Source organism: Cellulomonas edaphi, assembly GCF_030362815.1.
Taxonomy (GTDB): Bacteria; Actinomycetota; Actinomycetes; order Actinomycetales; family Cellulomonadaceae; genus Cellulomonas; species Cellulomonas edaphi.
The window spans coordinates 42,346-62,456 of the sequence record NZ_JAUCGR010000001.1 but is presented as its reverse complement, the minus strand read 5'-3'; the positions used below and the strand labels follow the sequence as shown (position 1 = coordinate 62,456).

Sequence of the window (20,111 nt, the reverse complement as noted above, 5' to 3'; positions counted from 1 at the left end):
TGTGATGCTGGCGGGATGGACGACCTTCGGACCGCGCGGGCGCTCGACGTGGGCTCGCTGCGGATGCTCCGTGCGATCGCGGACACCGGGACCATCACCGGGGCCGCGGCTCTGCTGGGGGTGGGCCAGCCCGCGGTGAGCCAGCAGGTGCGGCGGCTCGAGCGGCGCCTCGGCACCGCGCTCCTGGACCGCTCCGGCCGCACGGTGCGGCTCACGGAGGCGGGGGAGGTGCTGGCTCGGCACGGCGCCGCGGTCGGCGTCGCGCTGCGCGCAGCCACGGCTGAGGTCGCGGCGCTGACCGGGCTGCGCGCCGGGCGGGTGCGGCTGGTCGCGTTCCCGTCGTCGTCGGCCACCCTCGTCCCGCGCGCTCTCGTGGCGCTGCGCGCGTCGCACCCCGGGCTGCAGGTGACGCTCGACGAGGCCGAGCCGCCCGAGGCCCTGCGCGCGCTCCGCTCGGGCGAGTGCGACGTGGCGCTGGCGTTCGACTACCCGGGGGTCGGGCTGGGGCGCGGCGAGGACGACCTGGCCGGCTTGGTCACGCGCCACCTGCTCGACGAGCCCATGCTGGTAGCCCTGCCGGACGGGCACCCGGCGTCGGGCGACGACGTGCTCCAGCTGGCCGACCTCGCGGACGACGACTGGATCGCCGGCTGCCCGCGATGCCGAGGCCACCTGCTGAGCGCCGCCCTGGCGTGCGGCTTCGCGCCGCGGATCGCGCACGCCACGGACGACTACGTGGCGGTCCTGGCGCTCGTCGAGGCGGGGCTGGGCGTCGCGATGCTCCCCGACCTGGTGCGTCCCGTCGCGGAGCGCCAGCCCGGGGTCGTGGTCCGCCCCGCGGCCGGCACGTCGACGCGGGCCGTGCACGCGGTCACGGCTCCGGACCTGCTCCGCGTCCCCGCGGTCGCCGCCACGCTGGACGCGCTCGCGGCCGCGGTCTGAGCGACCGACCGTCTGCAGAGCCAGGTGACCAACCGGCTACAGCCCCAGCGCGGCCGTGATGGTCCGGACCACCCCGTTGCGGGAGTTGGCGGGTGCGACGTACCGGGCCGCCGAGCGTACGTCGGGGTGCGCGTTGTCCATCGCGAACGAGTACTGCGCCGCGGCGAGCATGCCCAGGTCGTTGTGGAAGTCGCCGAACGCCATCGTCTGCGCGGGGCCGATGCCGCGCGCGTGCTGCACCTGGCGCAGCGCGACGCCCTTGTCCGCCGCCGGGTCCATGACGTCCACCCAGTGCGGTCCGGAGACCATGACGCCGTCGAGCCCGTCCAGCGCACGGGCCGTGCGCGCCGAGGAGTCGAAGTCGTACACGGCCACCTTGAGCACGTCGTCCTCGACCGCGGCGAGGTCCGGGACGGTCTGGAGCAGGTGGTAGTACGGCCGGACCTGGTCGAGGAAGGCGTCGTCGGTGCGCTCGACGTAGGCCGACCGCTTGCCGCACAGGACCACGCCGGTGTCGTCGCCGGCCGCGCGGACCGCGTCGAGCGCCTCCCGTGCGGCGGCCGCCCCGAGGGGGGTGCAACCGACCTCGCGACCCTCGTGCACCACGTAGGCGCCGTTCTCGGCGATGTACACGAGGTCGTCGCGCCCGAACTGGTCGCGCAGGGTCGCGTACTGCCGGCCGCTGGCCGGGCACAGCGCGATGCCGCGCTCGTGCAGCTGGTCCAGGAGCGGCCAGAACGACGGGTCGACGCGCTTGTCGTCGTCGAGCAGCGAGCCGTCCATGTCGACGGCGATCAGGCGGATGTCGGGGTTGCCGAGCTCGGGCGGGTCGAGGACCGGGTTCACGACCCCATGGTCGCAGCCGCGGCCAGGGCGTCCTGCACGCCGGTCTCGTGGCCGCCGGCGGCGGGCGCGCGGCCGACGAGGGCGTCCCACGCGGCCTTGTACGAGGCCGGGATCTCGCGCAGCCGCCACGCGACCGCCTGCCGGGGCTGCACGCTCGAGGCCGAGACGGGCGCGCCCGTGACGTCCATGCCGGCCGCCGCGCAGGAGAACAGTGCGCGGGGGAGGTGGTAGTCCTGGGTCAGCACGACGGCGGAGCGGACCCCGAACACCTCGTGCGCGCGCACGCACGAGTCGTGCGTGTCGAAGCCGGCCGCGTCGAGCACGATTCGGTCCGCGCGGATCCCGGCCTGGAGCAGGTAGTCCCGCATCGCACCGGGCTCGTCGTGCGTCGTCGTGCCGTTGTCGCCGCTGACCAGCACCACCTGGACCGCGCCACGCTCGTAGAGCGACACCGCGGCGTCGAGCCGGCGACGCAGGTACGTGGACGGCGAGCCGTCGGGCCGCAGGCCGGCGCCGAGCACGAGGGCGACGGGGGTGTCGGGGACGTCGCCGAGCGAGCGGGTGTGTGCGAGGCCCACGCCCTGCACGACGAGGAGCGGCGCGAGGAGCACCAGGACGACCGCCGCGGCAGCGAGCCAGACCAGCCGACGGCGACGGCGTCGCCGCCGCGGCGCCGCGGGCGCCAGGGCCGACGAGCCTGCGGCGGGGCCCGGCGTGGGGCCGCCGTCACCCGGCCGGTCGTCCGCGGTCACCGGCGCCGGCGCCCCCTCGTCGTCACCCATGGCTGGAGGCTAGCGGTGCGTGCCGTCGCCCGGGCGAGATCGACTCATCCCCCTCGCGTCACCCCAGCGTCACGCCTGCGGCGAACACGGGCAGTCCTGGCAGGGTCCCGCCGTTAGCATCGAACAACGCCGTCCCACCGACCCCGCAGCGCCCGGCGCGGAACCGGTGGGCCACGCAGCTCGTGAGGAGTGCACATGTTCGAGAGATTCACGGACCGAGCCCGTCGCGTGGTCGTCCTTGCCCAAGAAGAGGCACGGATGCTCAACCACAACTACATCGGGACTGAGCACATCCTCCTGGGGCTGATCCACGAGGGTGAGGGAGTGGCCGCCAAGGCGCTCGAGTCGCTCGGCATCTCGCTGGAGGCCGTGCGCGCCCAGGTCCAGGAGATCATCGGCGAGGGCCAGCAGGCCCCGTCGGGCCACATCCCGTTCACGCCGCGCGCCAAGAAGGTGCTGGAGCTCTCGCTCCGCGAGGCGCTGCAGCTGGGCCACAACTACATCGGCACCGAGCACATCCTGCTGGGTCTCATCCGCGAGGGCGAGGGCGTCGCCGCCCAGGTGCTCAACAAGCTGGGTGCCGACCTGAACCGCGTGCGCCAGCAGGTCATCCAGCTGGTTTCGGGCTACCAGGGCAAGGAGCCGGTCGCGGCCGGAGGTCCCGCCGAGGGGCAGCCTTCCGGCAGCGCGGTGCTCGACCAGTTCGGGCGCAACCTCACGCAGGCCGCGCGCGACGGAAAGCTCGACCCGGTCATCGGGCGCGAGAAGGAGATCGAGCGGGTCATGCAGGTGCTGTCCCGCCGCACCAAGAACAACCCGGTGCTGATCGGCGAGCCCGGCGTCGGCAAGACGGCCGTCGTCGAGGGCCTCGCGCAGGACATCGTGCGCGGCGACGTCCCCGAGACGCTCAAGGACAAGCAGCTCTACACGCTGGACCTGGGTGCGCTCGTGGCCGGCTCCCGCTACCGCGGTGACTTCGAGGAGCGCCTGAAGAAGGTGCTCAAGGAGATCCGCACGCGCGGCGACATCATCCTGTTCATCGACGAGATCCACACGCTCGTCGGTGCGGGTGCCGCCGAGGGTGCGATCGACGCCGCGTCGATCCTCAAGCCGATGCTCGCGCGCGGCGAGCTGCAGACCATCGGCGCCACGACGCTCGACGAGTACCGCAAGTACGTCGAGAAGGACCCGGCCCTGGAGCGGCGCTTCCAGCCCATCCAGGTCTCCGAGCCGAACCTGCAGCACGCGATCGAGATCCTCAAGGGCCTGCGGGACCGGTACGAGGCGCACCACCGCGTGTCGATCACGGACTCCGCACTGGTGGCGGCCGCCACGCTGGCGGACCGCTACGTCAACGACCGTTACCTGCCGGACAAGGCCATCGACCTGGTGGACGAGGCCGGTGCCCGCCTGCGCATCCGTCGCATGACGGCTCCGCCGGAGCTGCGCGAGCTCGACGAGCAGATCGCCGAGACGCGTCGCGACAAGGAGTCCGCGATCGACGAGCAGGACTTCGAGAAGGCTGCGCGCCTGCGCGACGCCGAGAAGCAGCTCGGCCTCAAGCGCCTCGAGAAGGAGAAGGCGTGGAAGTCGGGTGACCTCGACGCGGTCGCCGAGGTGGACGAGGAGCTGATCGCCGAGGTGCTGGCGAACGCCACGGGCATCCCGGTCTTCAAGCTCACCGAGGAGGAGTCCAGCCGACTGCTCCACATGGAGGAGAACCTGCACAAGCGGGTCGTCGGCCAGGACGCGGCGATCAAGGCGCTCTCGCAGGCCATCCGCCGCACGCGCGCCGGGCTCAAGGACCCGAAGCGTCCCGGTGGCTCGTTCATCTTCGCCGGCCCCACGGGCGTCGGGAAGACCGAGCTCGCCAAGGCGCTCGCGGAGTTCCTGTTCGGAGACGAGGACGCGCTGATCCAGCTCGACATGTCCGAGTTCTCGGAGAAGCACACGGTCTCGCGCCTGTTCGGCTCGCCTCCCGGCTACGTCGGCTACGACGAGGGCGGCCAGCTCACGGAGAAGGTGCGTCGCCGGCCGTTCTCGGTGGTGCTGTTCGACGAGGTCGAGAAGGCCCACGCGGACATCTTCAACTCGCTGCTGCAGATCCTCGAGGACGGTCGCCTGACCGACTCGCAGGGTCGTGTCATCGACTTCAAGAACACCGTGATCATCATGACCACCAACCTCGGCACGCGGGACATCGCGAAGGGCGTCATGACCGGCTTCCAGGCCGGCGGCGACCTGTCGACGTCCTACGACCGCATGAAGGCCAAGGTCAACGACGAGCTCAAGCAGCACTTCCGGCCTGAGTTCCTCAACCGCGTCGACGACGTGGTCGTGTTCCCGCAGCTCTCGCAGCCGGAGATCTTCGCGATCGTCGACCTGATGATCGCCAAGCTCGACAAGCGTCTGCGCGACAAGGACATGGGCATCGAGATCACGCCCGCGGCCAAGAAGCTGCTGTCGGAGAAGGGCTACGACCCGGTGCTCGGCGCCCGGCCGCTGCGCCGCGCGATCCAGCGGGACATCGAGGACGCCCTGTCCGAGAAGATCCTGTTCGGCGAGCTCAAGGCGGGCCAGCTGGTGATCGTGGACGCAGTCGGCGAGGGCATCCTCGGCGAGTTCACGTTCCAGGGCGTGACCAAGGTGGACATGCACAAGGAGACCGTGGGGGCCGGCGTCTCGGCCGGGACCCCCGGCTCGGGCACCGACCTGCCGGCGGCGCCGCCCATCTCGGCGGCCGGCGACGGCGGCACGGGCACGCTTCCCCAGGTGGGTTGACGGTCGCCTGACCTCGATCGAGAGCCCCGGTCCCTCGCGGACCGGGGCTCTCGTCGTGTGCGCCCTTCGCAGCCGAGCCCGGCCCGCCGGTCAGTCCACCTCGAGGACGGTCCACCAGTCGTTGGTGTCGCGACCCGCGAAGCCGGTGACCTCCTGCTGACCGCCCGTGGCGTCCGACGAGTGCGGGTGCGAGTGCAGGGCCGCCCCCGTCCCGACGTGCACGAGCCGGACGCGCGCGCCGGCGGTCCACGCGCCGCCGCCGTCGACCTCGACGCGCCACTCGTCCTCCGCCGGCCCGACGAACAGGCCCTGCTGACCCGTCACCGGTGAACGGGCGCGGCCGCTGCCGAGGAACCCTCCCGATGCGACGTGCCGCAGGCGCACGTGGTCCCGCGCCGTCCGGGTGCTGAGCACCGCCCAGCGCTCGTCGTCGGACGCCGCGCTGCGCACCGCGGTGACGCGCTGGCCCGAGGGTGCGCCCGGGTAGGCCCACGGGGTGCGGTCGCTGTGCAGGGTGCGTCCGGTCCACACGTGCGAGAGGGCGACGACCGAGCCGGGCCCGACCGGGGCGCTCGGGTCGGCGGGCGACCGCGTGAGGACGGTGGGCTTCTTGCGTGCGTAGTCCTGGACGAAGAACCCCCGCCAGGTGGGCCCGTTCGACGCCACCCAGGCACCGTCCTTCGGGGTCAGCGTGACCTCGCGCCCCGGGCTGTTCGAGTCGGTGATGAGGACGGAGGTCGTGCCGTTGCTCCGCGAGTACCCGTGCGCGACCACCTGGTGGTTCTTGCCGATGGCGCTGACCCTGCGGGCGACCACCAGGCCCAGCGGCACGGGCCTGCCGGCGTCGATGGCCCGGATCACCTTCGGCAGCTCGTCCTCGACCGTCCAGCGCCGGACGCCCTTGAGCGGCCCGGCCGGGTCGTCCGGGTGGACCGACCACGTCACGAAGCTGGCCGCCGATCGCACCATGAACGAGTCGAAGAGCCGCGCCCGGATGGTGTCGGCGAGCCAGTTGTCGTCGGGCGGGACGCGCTGGGGCGCGAAGAGGCCGGCGCCCCACCGCGGAGCTGGAACGCCGGCGTGGAACAGGTCGAGCGAGGCGTAGGCCATGCCACCGCACCGCCCGGCCGTCGAGATCGCCTTGCCGCTGGGCAGGGTGAGCAGCACGTCGACGAAGGCGTTCGGGAAGCTGAACCCGTGCACCGCCGGGTCGAACGCCGTGCGCCTCTCGCCCATCGGTCCCTCCGTCGGCCGCCGTGCCCGCGCGCACGGGCTCCCGGTCGATCGTCAGGAGCCATGGTCCGCCGCCCGAGATACCCACCGCAACGACGGCCCCGGTCCACGAGGGACCGGGGCCGCCACGCGTCAGCTCGTCGGGGTCAGGGGATGAGGGCGAAGTTGCTGTCCAGCACGCCGCCGGCCCACGGCTTGTAGAGGTCGAAACCCCGCGGGTTGCACTGCAGGCCGCCGTTGATGCAGTGCTCGGTGAGCGCCTTGAGCGTCGGTGCGTCCCAGCCGTTGAAGAAGTCGTAGTGGAACGAGTACCCGCGGCCGCTCGCGAACGCGACGTTGGAGAGGTTGCCGTCCACGGGCCACGACAGCTTGAACTCGATCATCGGGACGGGCACCGGGTGGTCGGGCGGGCACTCGCCGTTGACCGGGTACGCCATGTGGCTCTTGTGGTTGGCCGAGTCGAGGTTGACGCCGTCCCAGCAGCTGGGCGCCTGGTAGCGGATGTTGAGCTTCGAGCCGGCGGGGCACGTCATCGTTGCGACGTCCCAGTTGCGCACGCTCTCGCCGCACTCGAAGCCCTCGACGGTGCCGGGGGCGTTCTTGAACTCGTCCAGCGTCGCGGTCATGCTGCCGACGACGAAGCGCAGGCCGGCCGGGAACGGGCGCACCTGCTTGTAGTCGATGATCCCGGCCTTGTAGTAGATCGTCTGCTCGTCGGAAGAGACCACCTGGCCGCCGTTGCGCAGCAGCGTCGGGAACCAGTACGCCGAGCGGTCCTGCGGCACGGTGCACGACGTGGTGCCCGTGTTCTGGATCGACGCCGCGGTCGAGGCCGCGTTGGTGGTGCTGTTGCCCATGAACGTGTGGCTGTGCGACGCGCCCGCCTGCCCGGGGAAGACGATCGGGTCGTCGGGGAGCACATGGTGAGGCGTGCAGTTCGCCTGGAACTCGTGGTGGGTGACGGTCGTGTCGGCGCCCGGGGGCGCCGGAGGGAGCGGCTTGGGCGAGTACGGCGGCAGGGAGGTGCCCCCCGTGCCGAAGACCTGGAACTCCCACAGCGAGTAGCCGTAGCCGGTTCCGCGTGCCGTGAGGTTGAGCCGCACGTAGCGGCCGCTGCCGGCTGCGCTCACGGTCTGGTTGCCGCCGGTCCCGTTCGTGACCGTGGCTGCCGTCGTCCAGGTGGTGCCGTTGTCGGACAGCTGGATGGTGAACGCCTTGCCGTAGGCCGCCTCCCAGCGCAGCTGCACGTTGTCGATCGTGGCCGTCGAGCCCAGGTCCACCTGGAGCCACTGCGCGTCGGAGAACGTGCTGCTCCAGCGCGTGGCGGTGTTGCCGTCGACGGCCTTGGCGCCGACCATGTCGGCGTTCTCGGCCGACGAGGCGCTCGCGGCCTTGCCCTGCGAGATGTTCACCGGCGCCGCGCTCGCGGTCGTCGCGACGGCCGCGACGACGCCCGAGGCCACGAGGGCCGCGGCCACGCCGGCCGCGAGCCACGCTCGGGTGCGGGCTGGTCGCCGCACGGAGGTTCGGGTGCTCATGGGGAGGACTCCTTCAGTAGCGCGATGGCGGCGAGGACGCCGCGGGTGCGTGTGCTGCTCGCCGGGGAGGAGCGAGCGGGTGCACGCAGGGGCGACATGCGCCGTCCGTGCGTGCTGGGCTGAGGAGCGACCGTCGTCGGGCCGGGACCGGGAAGACCGACGCCGTCGTCGGCCTTCGAGGTGTGGCGGAGCCCCGACCGATCCCCTGGTGGGCGGGGCAGTGCCGTCGTCGTCGTGCGTGGGCTGCCGGTGGTGCAGGACCCGCGCCGTGCGGCGGCGGGTCGGTCCGGGCGGGGCCGCAGCCCACAGCCCCGCCCGGACCGGTCAGTCACGCAGTGGGCCGAGGCCTCACGCGTAGATCCCGAGCTCGTACAGCGAGTAGCCGTACGCAGTGCCACGGGTCACGCCCTGGATGCGCACGTAGCGTGCGTTCCCGTTGACGCCCACCGTGTCGACGTTCCCGTCACCGTTGGTCACCGTGGAGATGGTCGACCACGTGGTGCCGTCGTCGGACTGCTGGATGGTGTAGCCCTTGGCGAACGCCGACTCCCAGACGAGCTGGACGTTCGAGAAGGCCCTCTTCGAGCCGAGGTCCACCTGGATCCACTCGTTGTCCGACCAGCTCGAGGCCCACCGGGTGGTGAAGTCGCCGTCCACGGCCTGGCCCGGCGTGAAGTTCCCGTTGTACGGGTCGAACGACGACGCGGTGGCCGGGCGGCCCTTCGCGATGTTCGTCCCTGCGACGGCCGGCGGAGTGACGCGGAACGAGACCGTCTGGACGCCGACGTTGCCCTTGCCGTCCTCGGCGAAGATGTACGCCTTCCACACGCCCAGCATCTGCGGCGCGGTGAAGGTGTACGTGGTGCCGTTCTTGGTGAACGGCACCTCGAGCAGGCCGCCCGCGTTGTTGATCGGCTGGCTGTTGAGGAACACGTGGTAGGTGATCGCGTCGCCCTGCGGGTCGCTGACCGCGGCGTTCATCGTCACGGTGGAGCCGGCGACGATGTTCGTGGAACCGGGGATCGACATCGACTGGAAGGTCGGGGGGGTGTTGACGCCCGCCTGCCCGGCCGATCCGCCGTACATCTTGGCGATCGAGTAGTACGAGAGCCGCTTGTTGCCGCCCGGCAGCACGTTGAACCAGATGCCGCCGAAGTCGCCCTCGGTGCCGTAGTGGAACATCGTGGCGCCCAGGGCGACACCGCGGTGGTCGGCCAAGCAGTTCCACGACTTCACGTAGCCGTTGGCGTTGTCCTGGTCCGTGCCCTGGTTGGCGATGCCGTTCACGTCGGGCTTGGCCTCCCACGAGCCCTCGGGGCCGCCCTCGGTGAGGATGTAAGGCTTGGTGTACCCGCCGGCCTGCCAGGTCGCCTTGGTGGCGCACACGGCGCCGTAGCTGTTGAGGCCGTAGAGGTCGAGCGCCGGGGCGTTGGCCTTGAGGTACGGCCAGGCGCCCGTCCACGCGTCCGTCGAGGTCACGGGGTGGTTCGCGTCGATCTTCTTGATCTCGACGGCGACGTCGTTGACGAACTTGGCGTACGCGTTGCGGTTCTGCTCGACGCCGCCGCCCGTGGTGCCGCACGAGCCGAGGCCCAGCAGGGACTCGTTGCCGACGTCCCACATCAGCACACCCGGGTTGTCCTTGTACGCGCGGACCTGCGTGAGGATGTCGTTCATCGAGTTCGACTTGTACGTCGCGTCGTTGACGTAGTCCGGGCAGCCGCCCGAGCCGGGGCCGCCACCGGGGGCGAGCCAGAAGCCGGCGATGACGCGCATGCCGTTGGCCGCGGCTCCGTCGAAGAGCGCCTTGGAGCCCGCGTCCGTGCCCCACGTGCGGATCGTGTTGACGCCCATCGCCTTGAGGTTGGCGACGTGGTTCGGGAAGTCGGCGACCGACGGGCCCCAGGTCATGCCCTTGGTGACCCACTGCTTGCCGTTGACCTGCAGCGCCCAGTTGCCCTGCGACCCCGCGACCTTGACCTTGCCGTCGGCCGGGCCGTCGGGCACGTTCGGGTTGTAGACGTCACCTGTCGGGGTGGTCGGGTCGGTGGGGGTCGTCGGGTCGGTCGGCGTGGTGCCCGAGGTCGAGACCTTCAGCTCCCACAGCGAGAAGCCGTAGCCCGTGCCGCGGGTCTGCAGGTTGAGGCGCAGGTAGCGGCCCTTGCCCGATGCCGCGACGACCTGGTTGGCGCCACCGGTGCCGTTGGTCACGGTGGCGATCGTCGCGAAGCCCGAGGTCGCGCTGTCGGAGACCTGCACCTGGAAGGCCTTGCCGTAGGCACCCTCCCAGTTCAGGGCGACGTTGCAGACCTGCGTGCTCGAGCCCAGGTCGACCTGGAGCCACTGGTTGTCGGCGAAGGTGCTGGCCCAGCGCGTGTCTGTCTTGCCGTCGACAGCGAACTTCGCGGCGAGCCCGTCGCCCTCCTGGGTGGAGGCGGTGGCCGGCTTGCCCAGCGCGACGTTGTCGCTGTTGCACGTGCCGGGCGTGGTGGGGTCGGTGGGCGTCGTCGTGCCGGGGGTGCCGAACACCTGCAGCTCCCACAGCGAGTAGCCGTAGCCGGTGCCGCGGGCGACGCCCTGCAGGCGAACGAAGCGCCCCGCGCCGCTGGCGGCCACCGACTCGTTGCCGCCCGTGCCGTTCGTCTTGGTGGCGATCGTCGTCCACGTGGTGCCGTCGTCGGACGTCTGGATCGTGTAGCTCTTGCCGTACGCCGACTCCCAGCGCAGGTCGACGCGCTCGATCGTCGCCTTCGCTCCGAGGTCGACCTGGATCCACTGGTTGTCGGTCGCGGCGCTGGCCCAGCGCGTGCCGTTGTCGCCGTCAACGGCGAGCTTCGCGCCCAGGTAGTCGGCGTTCTCGGTGGTCGACGCGGTGGCTGCCTTCCCCTGTGAGAGCAGCACGGGAGCCGCGCTGGCGCCTGCTGCAGGCAGGACGAGGCCCGCGATCGTGAGCGCGCCCATGGCGGCGAGCGCGGCGAGGCGCCTGCCGCGGGCGCTGCCCGGGCGGTGGTGGGTGGTCGTCATTGACACAGGTGTCTCCTCGGGGGCGATGCTCGTCCGCTGGTGCGTCTGCCGGCTCGGCCCGACGTCTGTGTCGGTCCGGCGGCGTGCGAGTGCTGTCGAGCGGGTGCCGGTCGGTGCGGGTGGTGCCTGACTGGTGCTGGTTCCTCGGTGCTGAGTCGTGCTGCCTGACCAAGCCATCTGGGAGAGCGCTCTACCGGCGATGCAGGGTGTGGCGCCGGTCCAGACGGGGGTGTGGGCGGGTTGGGTGCCCGCTCCGGGAAGTTATACCCGGATTTCACCCGCTCTGCGCGCCTACGTCAAGCGGCGCACCGCGTCCGGACGGGCCGTGACGCCCGAACTTCACTCTCCCGGGCGCAAAAGAGGGAGAGCGCTTTCCCCCGCTGGTAGCATCCATGCATGGGAGACGACCGGTCCGGCGCCGTGCCGCCCGCGGACGACCTGCCGCACGGTGGCGCCGCGACGCTCGAAGCGCCGCGACCCCACGGCGACGTCGCGGCGCGGCCCGTCGGCTCGGGCGAGACACCCGAGCGAACGGGCGGCGCCCCCACGCTGGAGGACGTCGCCCGCGTGGCAGGGGTCTCTCGAGCGACCGTCTCGCGCGTGGTCAACGGCAAGCGCCGCGTGGCGCAGGACATCCAGGACGTGGTGCGGCAGGCGATCGCGACCGTCGGCTACGTGCCCAACCTGGCAGCGCGCTCGCTCGTCACGCGTCGGACGGGCGCAGTGGTCGTCGTCGTCTCGGGCGCCGAGGAGGCAGCGGCCGACGGCTCCTCCAGCGTCGACTTCGCCGACCCGTTCTTCGGCCGCGTGGTGGGCGGCATGCTCCGTGCGCTGCGCCCGCGGGACGTCGATCCCATCCTCATGCTCGCGGAGACGGACGCGGACCGGAACCGCGTGATCTCCGCGCTCTCCAACGGCAACGCCGACGGCGCGCTCCTGGTCTCCACGCACGCGGAGGATCCGCTGCCCGCGCTGCTGGTCGAGGCCGGCATGCCCGCGGTCCAGTTCGCCCGGCCCGCGCACCCCCTGCCGATGAGCTATGTCGACGTCGCCAACCGGGACGGCGCCAGGCTCGCCGCGGCGCACCTCGTGGAGCGGGGCCGGCGCAGGATCGTGGCGATCTCGGGACCGTTGGACGTCCCGGCGGCACGCGACCGGCTGTCGGGGTTCGAGGACGAGCTCGCCCGGCACGGCCACGCATGGGTGCCGTCCGCGGCGGGAAACTTCACGTTCGCGAGCGGGGTCGTGGCCATGGACCGGCTGCTGGACCAGGAGCCCGCGGTCGACGGCGTGTTCGCCTCCAACGACCTCATGGCGCTCGGCGCGATCGAGGCCCTGCACGCGCGAGGCCGGCACGTCCCGCACGACGTCTCGGTGGTCGGATTCGACGACAGCTCGCTGGGGGCGCACTCCCGCCCCGGCCTGACCAGCGTCCGGCAACCCATCGAGGAGATGGCGGCAGAGATGGCCCGCATCCTGCTCGACACGCTGGCGGACCCCGAACGGCGCGTGACGTCGGTGATCTTCGAGCCCACCCTGGTGGTGCGCGGCACCAGCTGACGGCTCGGCGAACCTCGTCCGAACACTGGGTGAATCGCGGCAGGTCAGGGCCAGGAGGCCCGTGACCTGCGGCAATGATCGTGGGATGTCTGCCGAGATCACCCTGCTCGCCGACCGCCTCTCGCGGGCCGTCGGCGACTACCGCTCCACCGCCCGCGCCACCGTGGACGAGCTGGCGCACCCCGTCGACGTCGTGGACGCGGACCTTCCCGTGGCGCGGCTGGAGCTCGTGTTCCGGTCGGCGCACGTCGCCTCGGTGGCCGTCCGGGACCCCGGTGACCCGGCTCGGGTGGGGCTGGTGACCCGGGCGCGGTTCACCGCCGCGATGACCGGGCGGCTGGGCTTCGGCCGGGCGGTCCTCGCGCGACGCGCGACCACCGAGCTGACCGACTTCTCCCCGATGGTGGTGCCCCCCACGGCTCAGGTCTCGGAGGTGGCCGTCCGCGCGATGGAGCGGTACGACGAGCGTCGGTACGACGACGTCCTCGTCGCCGGTGAGGTCTGGAAGGTCGCGTCGACGGCGGACCTCGTCCGCTCGCTCTCGACGCAGCTCGCGGTGCGGTCGCTGCACGACCCGCTCACCGGGCTCGCGCACCGGGCGATGTTCGTCCACCAGCTCGCGCGGCGGTGCGCCGAGGCGGTGGGCAGCGCCCGGCGCGTCGTCGTCGTGCAGGTCGACCTGCGGCAGCTGGCGCAGGTCAACGTCGCGTACGGGCACGCGGTCGGCGACGTCGTGCTCGCGTCGGTGGGCACCCGGCTGCGGGCTGCGGCCCCGGCCGGGAGCGACGTCGCGCGGCTCGACGGCGACGAGTTCGCCGTGGCGGTCACGCTCCCGGGTGCGGTCGACGAGCGGCACGCGGAGGCGTTGGCCGAGTCGCTGCGGGAGCACGTGGTGGCTGCGCTGGCCGAACCGGCAGGGGGCATCGACGGTCGCGCCTGGCCGCAGCTGCACGCCGTGGCGGTGTGCTCGGGCGCCGGGGGCGGGGACGCGGAGCGTCTCCTCGCGCTGGCCGACGGGCGGATGCGGACCCTCAAGGCCCGCTGACCGGACGTCGCAGACGCGCCGGGTGTGGGTGGCTCGTGCCAGCATGACGCCGTGCCCGGAACTCGCCGCCTGCCCCGCTCCCGACCCGAGACGCAGGGCGTCGCACCGTCCGCGCTGCTCGCGCTGCTCGACGCGCTGGTCGAGCCCGGCGAGCTGCACTCGCTCATGGTGGTCCGGAACGGCCACGTGGTGGCCGAGGGCTGGGCCGCGCCGTACTCCGCCGACCGGCCGCACCTGCTCTACTCGCTGAGCAAGAGCTTCACGTCGACGGCGGTCGGGTTCGCGCAGGCGGAGGGCCTGCTGGACGTGGACGACCTGGTGCTCGACCACTTCGCCGACGTCGCACCCGCCGACCCCGGTCCCCATCTGCGGAGCATGCGGCTGCGCCACCTGCTCACCATGACCACGGGCCATCACGAGGACACCAGCGACGCGACGTTCACGTCCCGGCACTGGTCGCAGACGTTCCTCGGCCTGCCCGTGCAGCACGAGCCCGGCACGCACTTCGTCTACAACACGGCCGCGACGTACATGCTCGCCGAGGCGGTGCAGCGCGCGGCCGGCATGCGCGTCCTGGACTACCTCACTCCTCGGTTGCTCGAGCCCCTGGGCATCGAGGGCGCGACCTGGGAGCAGTCCCCCGACGGCGTGGACGTCGGCGGATTCGGCATGTCGGTGACCACCGAGGACATCGCGGTGTTCGGGCAGCTGTACCTGCAGGACGGGCGCTGGGGCGGTGTGCAGCTGCTGCCCGAGGGCTGGGCCGCCGAGGCGACGCGCCGCCAGGTGCCCAACGGCGACGACCCCGACGGCGACTGGGCTCAGGGGTACGGCTACCAGTTCTGGCGCGGGCGGCACGACTCCTACCGCGGCGACGGCGCCTTCGGGCAGTACTGCGTGGTCCTGCCGGCCCTCGACGTCGTCGTGGCGATCACCAGCGCGTCGGCCGAGATGCACGTCGAGCTCGCGCGGGTGTGGGAGCACCTGCTCCCCGGGGTCGCCGACGGCGCGCTCGAGGAGGACGACGCCTCCCTGCGCGCGCTGACGGAGCGGCTCGCGGCCCTGCGGCTGCCGGTGCCGGTGGGTGCCGAGCGGGGTGCGCCGATCCTGGGCCGGCAGCTCGTGTTCGAGCCGAACGACCTCGGGATCAGGACGGCCACGCTGGACGGCGGGGCCGACGGCGACGAGCTGGTCGTCGAGCACGAGCGCGGTCGGTGGCGCATCGCTGTGGGGCACGGCGACCTGCGCTCCAGCTGGGTGCAGCTCGGCAAGCACGTCGACGAGGAGGTGCTGGCCGCCGGCGCGTGGGTCTCGCCCTCGGTGTACGAGCTCACCGCGCGGCTGATCGGTGGTCCCCACGCGGTCACGCTCCGCGCGGAGGTCGACGGTGCCTCCGTGACGGTCACGGGCGAGGTGAACGTGCGCTTCGGCGACACGGCGGTGGGGCCGCTCGTGGCGTCCGTGACTGCCTGACCGTCAGACGCCGCCGTCTGGCGCCACCGTCAGACGCCGCCCGGGAAGCCGAGCTGCCGCCATGCCTCGTGCGTCGCGATCGCGGCGGCGTTCGACAGGTTCATCGAGCGGCGACCGGGCAGCATCGGGATGCGGAGCTGGTCGGTGAGCCACGGGTCGGACAGCACCTCGGGCGGCAGGCCGGTCGGCTCGGGGCCGAACAGCAGCACGTCACCGTCCCGGTAGTCGACGTCGGTGTACCGCGTGGTCGCCTGGGTGGTGAACGCGAACACGCGCGCCGGTCCGAGCGCGACCTTGGCGGCCGCCAGGTCGGCGTGCACCTGCACGTGCGCCAGGTCGTGGTAGTCGAGCCCGGCCCGCCGCAGCTTGGCCTCCGACAGGTCGAACCCCAGGGGTTCGACCAGGTGCAGCGCCGAACCCGTCGTGGCCGACATGCGGATCGCGCTGCCGGTGTTGCCGGGGATGCGGGGCTCGAAGAACACGACGTGCAGCACGGTGCCATCATGCCCGAGCACGAGCGGTACGCCGGTCCCGAGGGGTGGCCCGTGCGCGCCGGGGCGGCGGGGCGTGGCTAGCGTGGTCGCCGCACCGACGCGCGTGCCGCCTGCGCCGCCCCATCGAACTGGAGGACCCATGTCGCTCTACCGTGCCGCGGACGACCGTTACGAGCGGATGCCCTACCGGCCGGTCGGGCGCAGCGGGCTGCGCCTGCCAGGGCTCTCGCTCGGCCTCTGGCACAACTTCGGCGGCACGACGCCGCTCGAGAACCAGCGAGCGGTCGTGCGTCGGGCGTTCGACCTCGGCATCACGCACTTCGATCTCGCGAACAACTACGGGCCGCCCGCCGGGTCCGCCGAGGAGAACTTCGGACGGCTGCTCGCCGGCGACCTCAAGCCGTACCGCCACGAGCTCGTGATCTCCTCGAAGGCCGGCTACGACATGTGGCCCGGACCGTACGGCGACGGCGGCTCGCGCAAGTACCTGCTCGCGTCGCTGGACCAGTCGCTCGGGCGCCTGGGGCTCGACTACGTCGACGTCTTCTACTCCCACCGGTTCGACCCGTCGACGCCGCTCGAGGAGACCATGGGTGCGCTGCACACCGCCGTCGCCAGCGGTCGCGCGCTGTACGCGGGGGTCTCGAACTACAGCCCGTCGCAGACCCGCGAGGCCGCCTCGATCCTGAGGTCGATGGGCACGCCGCTGACGATCCACCAGCCCAACTACTCGATGTTCAGCCGGCACATCGAGCACGTCCGCGACGGCGAGAGCGAGTCGCTGCTCGACGCGGTGGGCGACCTCGGGATCGGCACCATCGTGTTCTCCCCGCTCCAGCAGGGTCTGCTCTCCGACCGGTACCTGTCCGGCGACGTCCCCGCCGACTCGCGCGCGGCCGTGGGTCATTTCCTCAAGCCGTCCGCGCTCACCTCGGACTACCTGACGCGGGCCCGGGCCCTGGACGACATCGCGCGCGGCCGGGGTCAGTCGCTCGCGCAGCTGGCACTGTCCTGGGTGCTGCGCGACGAGCGGGTGACGTCGGCACTCATCGGCGCGTCGTCCGTGGCGCAGCTCGAGGCCAACGTGGGCGCACTGTCCGCCCCGGCGCTCACCGACGAGGAGATCGCCGCGATCGAGCCGTTCGCCGTCGACGGGACGCACCAGCGCTCGTGACGGTCAGGCCGGGACGTCCAGCAGCTGTCGGACGTCGTCGGCCGTCAGCCGCGTCCGGGACAGCTCGCCGCCGCCCATGATCGCGTCGAACAGGCGCGACTTGCTCGCCTTGAGCGCCATCACCTTCTCCTCGATGGTTCCCGACGCGACCAGCCGGTAGACCATGACGGAGCGCTTCTGCCCGATCCGGTGCGCGCGGTCCACGGCCTGCGCCTCGACGGCGGGGTTCCACCACGGGTCGAGGACGATGACGTAGTCGGCCTCCGTGAGCGTGAGCCCGACGCCGCCCGCCTTGAGGCTGATGAGGAAAACGGGCGCCGTCCCGGTGCGGAAGCCGTCGATGACGGCGGCGCGGCGCGTGGTGGTGCCGTCGAGGTAGGCGTACGGCACGGACCTGCCGTCGAGCCGGGTGCGCACCCGGTCGAGCACGCCGGTGAACTGGCTGAACACGAGCACCCGGTGGCCGTCCGCGACGATCTCGTCGAGCATCGACTCGAGCACGTCGAGCTTGCTGGCCGGAACCCTCGTGTGGTCGGGGTCGACCAGCGAAGGGTCCAGCGCGAGGCGGCGCAGCAGTGTCAACGAGCGGAAGATCTCGAACCGGTTGCCCTCCATCTCGGCGAGCAGCCCCAGCACCTTCTGCCGCTCGCGCTGCAGGTGCCGGTCGTAGACCACACGGTGCGCGGGAGCCAGGTCCACGTGCACCACCTGCTCGATGCGTGGCGGCAGGTCGTCGGCGACCGCCTCCTTGGTGCGGCGCAGCACCAGGGGCCGGATGCGGCGACGCAGCTGGTCCAGGCGTGCGGCGTCGTGGTTGCGCTCGATGGGGTAGCGGTACTGCTCGACGAACCGCTGGAGCGGCGGCAGCAGCCCGGGTGCCACGATGCCGAGGATCGCCCACAGCTCCATCACGGTGTTCTCGAGCGGGGTGCCCGTGATCGCGAGCTTCATGGGCACCTCCAGCGTGCGCGCGCAGGCGTAGGCGCGCGACTGATGGTTCTTGACGGTCTGCGCCTCGTCGAGCACCAGGACGGACCAGTCGAGTGCGGCGTAGTCGTCGTACTCGATCCGGAACAGCGCGTAGGACGTGACCACGACGTCCACGTCCCGGGCCAGGTCCGCGAGCGCGACACCCCGCTTGCCCGCGGTCCGCTCCACCGTGGCCACCCGCAGGTCCGGCACGAACTTGGCGGCCTCCGACGCCCACGCACCGACCACGGACGTCGGTGCGACCACCAGCAGGGGCGGGCTCTCGCGATCGCCGCCCCGTGAGTCCAGGCGGTGCACGTGCGCCGCGAACGCGAGCACCTGCAGCGTCTTGCCGAGCCCCATGTCATCGGCGAGGATGCCGCCCAGGCCGGAGTCGTGCAGGTGCACGAGCCACGCGTACCCGGCGCGCTGGTAGGGCCGCAGGAGGGCATGCACCGCCGCGGGAGGCTCGACGTCCTGGGCCGGGGACTCGAGCAGGCGCACCTCCGAGACGGCGCGTCGCCACTCGTCGGCCTGCTGCACGACCACGCCGAGCGCCTCGAGCTCGTCCCAGGCGTTGGCCCGCAGCCGCCCGACGCCCAGGCCTCGGCGGTCGTCCAGCTCCCGCGCCTCCTCGATGAGCGCCCGGAGGGCCTCGAGGGCGGGGGTGTCGATGCGCAGCCACAACCCGTCGGGCAGGAGCAGCCGCGCCTTCCCCGCGGCGAGAGCGGTGACGAGCGTCGCGAGCATGACCTCGCGCCCCTCGACCTCCACCGTCACGGCGAGGTCGAACCAGTCGGTGCGACCGTTGGACGGGCCGGGCGTGACGGTCACCTGCGGATCCGCCTGCGCCTCGCGATAGTCCGGCAGGTCGCCGTCGACGCGGACCTCGACGCCGTCGAGCGCGCGCAACGCGGGCAGCACGTCGGTCACCAGGTCCACCGTCTGCCAGCCCGCGAGCGTGCGGTCGAGCAGCTGGCCGGCGTTGTCGACCAGCAGACCGGCGACTGCCCCGGCGCTCGCCGCGAGCCGGCTCTCGTCGGCGGTCGACCGGTAGGCGTCGGTCGCCACGCGCGCCTCACGCACGGCGCGCTGCTCGACGACCTCGCCCTCGTGGCTCCGGTACTCCCAGGTCCAGCGGGACGTGACGGCGTGCTCCGGGCCAGGGGTGAGCGTCAGCACGAGCGCCGCGGTGGGCGGCGGGGGCGGCACCACGGAGCCGTCGCGCGACGTGATGTCGAGGTGGGCGGTCAGCCGCGGGTAGTAGCGACGCAGGAACCGTGGAGCGTCGTCGGGCGGCACCCGCAGCGCGTGCCCCGGCCCGACGAGCCCGGCCGCGCCGGAGGACAGCGGCGCGTCGAAGCGGGCGACGTGGAGCGGTGCGCCGCGCGGCGTCTCGCCCTCCCACCAGAACAGGGCGACGGCCTCGGGCGCGCCGAGCAGGGTCCAGGTGGTCAGCGGCTCGTCGCCGACCAGCACGAGCGGGTGGACGTCGATGCCGCCGTCCGTGCGTGCGCGCAGGTCGAGCGCCGCGCGGGCCGACTCGTCGTGCAGGGCCACCTCGAGGTCGGTGCCCGCCACGAGCACGGGCACCCCGGCGCGTCCCAGGTCGGCGAGGGCCGCGAACGTCCCGGGTCCGGACGCGTCGTCGAGCCACACCCACGCCGACGCGGGCGCGTAGTAGCCGCTCGTGCTCCCGGTCAGGCGGTGCACCGCGCTGAGTGCCGCGAGCTGGCGGCGGTCGTACTGGGCCGAGTAGCCCCGCGTCACGGTGTCCCACGACACCGACCGGGTCCACCGCCCGGCGGCGGTGCGGGCCGCGGGCCGGGCGCGCAGGCGGACCGGCTTCTCGCCGAAGTCGTCGAGGACCACCTCGAGCTGGAGCCCGAGGTCCGGGCGGGCCGTCTCGGGCGCGGCGGCGCTGAGCGCCCCCTCGATCTGCAGCTCCCACGCGGGCCGACGGGGCTGCGCGGGGTCGGCCGGTTCCGCGTCGGCAAGCAGCAGGGCGGCGACGTGCTTGCAGTACTCGCCCACGGGACACGTGCAGGACGTGTCGATGACGCTGCCCGAGGCCGCGAGCTCGACGAACGTGCGGTACGGGGCGCGGCCGGACCCGCTCACGACTCCCGTCAGCATCCGGCGGTCGGGGCTCCACGTCGAGGACAGCACCTTGCCGCGGCGGGCGTACTCGAGGCCGCGCGCGTACGCGCCGCCGCCGACCACCTGGCGGATCTGGGCGTCGTCCATCGG

At 72.6% G+C, this 20,111-nt stretch carries 13 protein-coding genes; 6 read left to right on the top strand and 7 right to left on the bottom strand.

Annotated features, from left to right (window positions below; all coding sequences use genetic code 11):
* Positions 1–15: 15 nt before the first annotated feature.
* Positions 16–942, top strand: a complete 927-nt coding sequence (locus QRT05_RS00285) for a LysR family transcriptional regulator (protein ID WP_289444137.1) — start codon at positions 16–18, stop codon at positions 940–942.
* A 36-nt stretch (positions 943–978) separates the two neighbouring features.
* Here QRT05_RS00285 and QRT05_RS00280 read toward each other — a convergent pair whose 3' ends face one another.
* Together QRT05_RS00280 and QRT05_RS00275 are read right to left on the bottom strand one after the other, a co-directional pair.
* A complete protein-coding gene (locus QRT05_RS00280; protein ID WP_289444135.1) occupies positions 979–1,788 on the bottom strand; it encodes a Cof-type HAD-IIB family hydrolase in 810 nt (269 codons plus the stop codon).
* Positions 1,785–2,570 carry a SanA/YdcF family protein gene (locus QRT05_RS00275; RefSeq protein ID WP_289444134.1) on the bottom strand — a complete coding sequence of 262 codons (786 nt, stop codon included), beginning with the start codon at positions 2,568–2,570 and terminating at the stop codon, positions 1,785–1,787. The genes QRT05_RS00280 and QRT05_RS00275 overlap by 4 nt, the downstream gene beginning before the upstream one ends.
* Before the next feature lie 195 nt (positions 2,571–2,765).
* On the opposite strand from QRT05_RS00275, the gene QRT05_RS00270 reads away from it, so the two are divergent.
* Entirely contained in the window at positions 2,766–5,351 is a 2,586-nt protein-coding gene (locus tag QRT05_RS00270) for an ATP-dependent Clp protease ATP-binding subunit (RefSeq protein WP_289444133.1), read from the top strand.
* A gap of 90 nt (positions 5,352–5,441) precedes the next feature.
* Here QRT05_RS00270 and QRT05_RS00265 read toward each other — a convergent pair whose 3' ends face one another.
* The 3 genes from QRT05_RS00265 to QRT05_RS00255 form a co-directional block, all read right to left on the bottom strand.
* Positions 5,442–6,587 (bottom strand): dolichyl-phosphate-mannose--protein mannosyltransferase, encoded by a 1,146-nt coding sequence (locus tag QRT05_RS00265; RefSeq protein ID WP_289444132.1) that lies wholly within the window; start codon positions 6,585–6,587, stop codon positions 5,442–5,444.
* A gap of 143 nt (positions 6,588–6,730) precedes the next feature.
* Positions 6,731–8,122, bottom strand: coding sequence for a DUF1996 domain-containing protein (locus QRT05_RS00260; protein ID WP_289444131.1), 1,392 nt, complete (start codon positions 8,120–8,122; stop codon positions 6,731–6,733).
* A 348-nt stretch (positions 8,123–8,470) separates the two neighbouring features.
* Positions 8,471–11,146: a discoidin domain-containing protein gene (locus QRT05_RS00255; RefSeq protein ID WP_289444130.1), complete on the bottom strand. Its 2,676-nt coding sequence runs from the start codon at positions 11,144–11,146 to the stop codon at positions 8,471–8,473.
* Between the two features lie 396 nt (positions 11,147–11,542).
* Here QRT05_RS00255 and QRT05_RS00250 point away from each other — a divergent pair, with 396 nt between their 5' ends.
* From QRT05_RS00250 to QRT05_RS00240, 3 genes are all read left to right on the top strand, one after another.
* Positions 11,543–12,706 (top strand): LacI family DNA-binding transcriptional regulator, encoded by a 1,164-nt coding sequence (locus tag QRT05_RS00250; protein ID WP_289444129.1) that lies wholly within the window; start codon positions 11,543–11,545, stop codon positions 12,704–12,706.
* 85 nt (positions 12,707–12,791) lie between these two features.
* A complete protein-coding gene (locus QRT05_RS00245) occupies positions 12,792–13,751 on the top strand; it encodes a GGDEF domain-containing protein (RefSeq protein ID WP_289444128.1) in 960 nt (319 codons plus the stop codon).
* 51 nt (positions 13,752–13,802) lie between these two features.
* Positions 13,803–15,224 (top strand): serine hydrolase domain-containing protein, encoded by a 1,422-nt coding sequence (locus QRT05_RS00240; protein WP_289444127.1) that lies wholly within the window; start codon positions 13,803–13,805, stop codon positions 15,222–15,224.
* Between the two features lie 29 nt (positions 15,225–15,253).
* Here the strand turns inward: QRT05_RS00240 and QRT05_RS00235 are convergent, their stop codons facing one another.
* The gene (locus QRT05_RS00235) at positions 15,254–15,718 is read right to left on the bottom strand and encodes a tRNA (cytidine(34)-2'-O)-methyltransferase (RefSeq protein ID WP_289444126.1); all 465 of its coding nucleotides are present in this window, start codon (positions 15,716–15,718) and stop codon (positions 15,254–15,256) included.
* Positions 15,719–15,857: 139 nt separating this feature from the next.
* On the opposite strand from QRT05_RS00235, the gene QRT05_RS00230 reads away from it, so the two are divergent.
* Complete coding sequence (locus QRT05_RS00230; RefSeq protein ID WP_289444125.1) at positions 15,858–16,892, top strand: aldo/keto reductase; 1,035 nt, start codon at positions 15,858–15,860, stop codon at positions 16,890–16,892.
* A gap of 3 nt (positions 16,893–16,895) precedes the next feature.
* On the opposite strand, the gene QRT05_RS00225 is transcribed toward QRT05_RS00230, so the two are convergent.
* Positions 16,896–20,108, bottom strand: a complete 3,213-nt coding sequence (locus QRT05_RS00225; RefSeq protein ID WP_289444124.1) for a DEAD/DEAH box helicase — start codon at positions 20,106–20,108, stop codon at positions 16,896–16,898.
* Positions 20,109–20,111: the final 3 nt, after the last annotated feature.

Coding starts and splice junctions, on each gene's coding strand:
- QRT05_RS00285 (WP_289444137.1), top strand. CDS start 16: ATGGACGACCTTCGGACCGCGCGGGCGCTCGACGTGGGCTCGCTGCGG.
- QRT05_RS00275 (WP_289444134.1), bottom strand. CDS start 2,570: ATGGGTGACGACGAGGGGGCGCCGGCGCCGGTGACCGCGGACGACCGG.
- QRT05_RS00270 (WP_289444133.1), top strand. CDS start 2,766: ATGTTCGAGAGATTCACGGACCGAGCCCGTCGCGTGGTCGTCCTTGCC.
- QRT05_RS00265 (WP_289444132.1), bottom strand. CDS start 6,587: ATGGGCGAGAGGCGCACGGCGTTCGACCCGGCGGTGCACGGGTTCAGC.
- QRT05_RS00260 (WP_289444131.1), bottom strand. CDS start 8,122: ATGAGCACCCGAACCTCCGTGCGGCGACCAGCCCGCACCCGAGCGTGG.
- QRT05_RS00255 (WP_289444130.1), bottom strand. CDS start 11,146: ATGACGACCACCCACCACCGCCCGGGCAGCGCCCGCGGCAGGCGCCTC.
- QRT05_RS00250 (WP_289444129.1), top strand. CDS start 11,543: ATGGGAGACGACCGGTCCGGCGCCGTGCCGCCCGCGGACGACCTGCCG.
- QRT05_RS00245 (WP_289444128.1), top strand. CDS start 12,792: ATGTCTGCCGAGATCACCCTGCTCGCCGACCGCCTCTCGCGGGCCGTC.
- QRT05_RS00230 (WP_289444125.1), top strand. CDS start 15,858: ATGTCGCTCTACCGTGCCGCGGACGACCGTTACGAGCGGATGCCCTAC.
- QRT05_RS00225 (WP_289444124.1), bottom strand. CDS start 20,108: ATGGACGACGCCCAGATCCGCCAGGTGGTCGGCGGCGGCGCGTACGCG.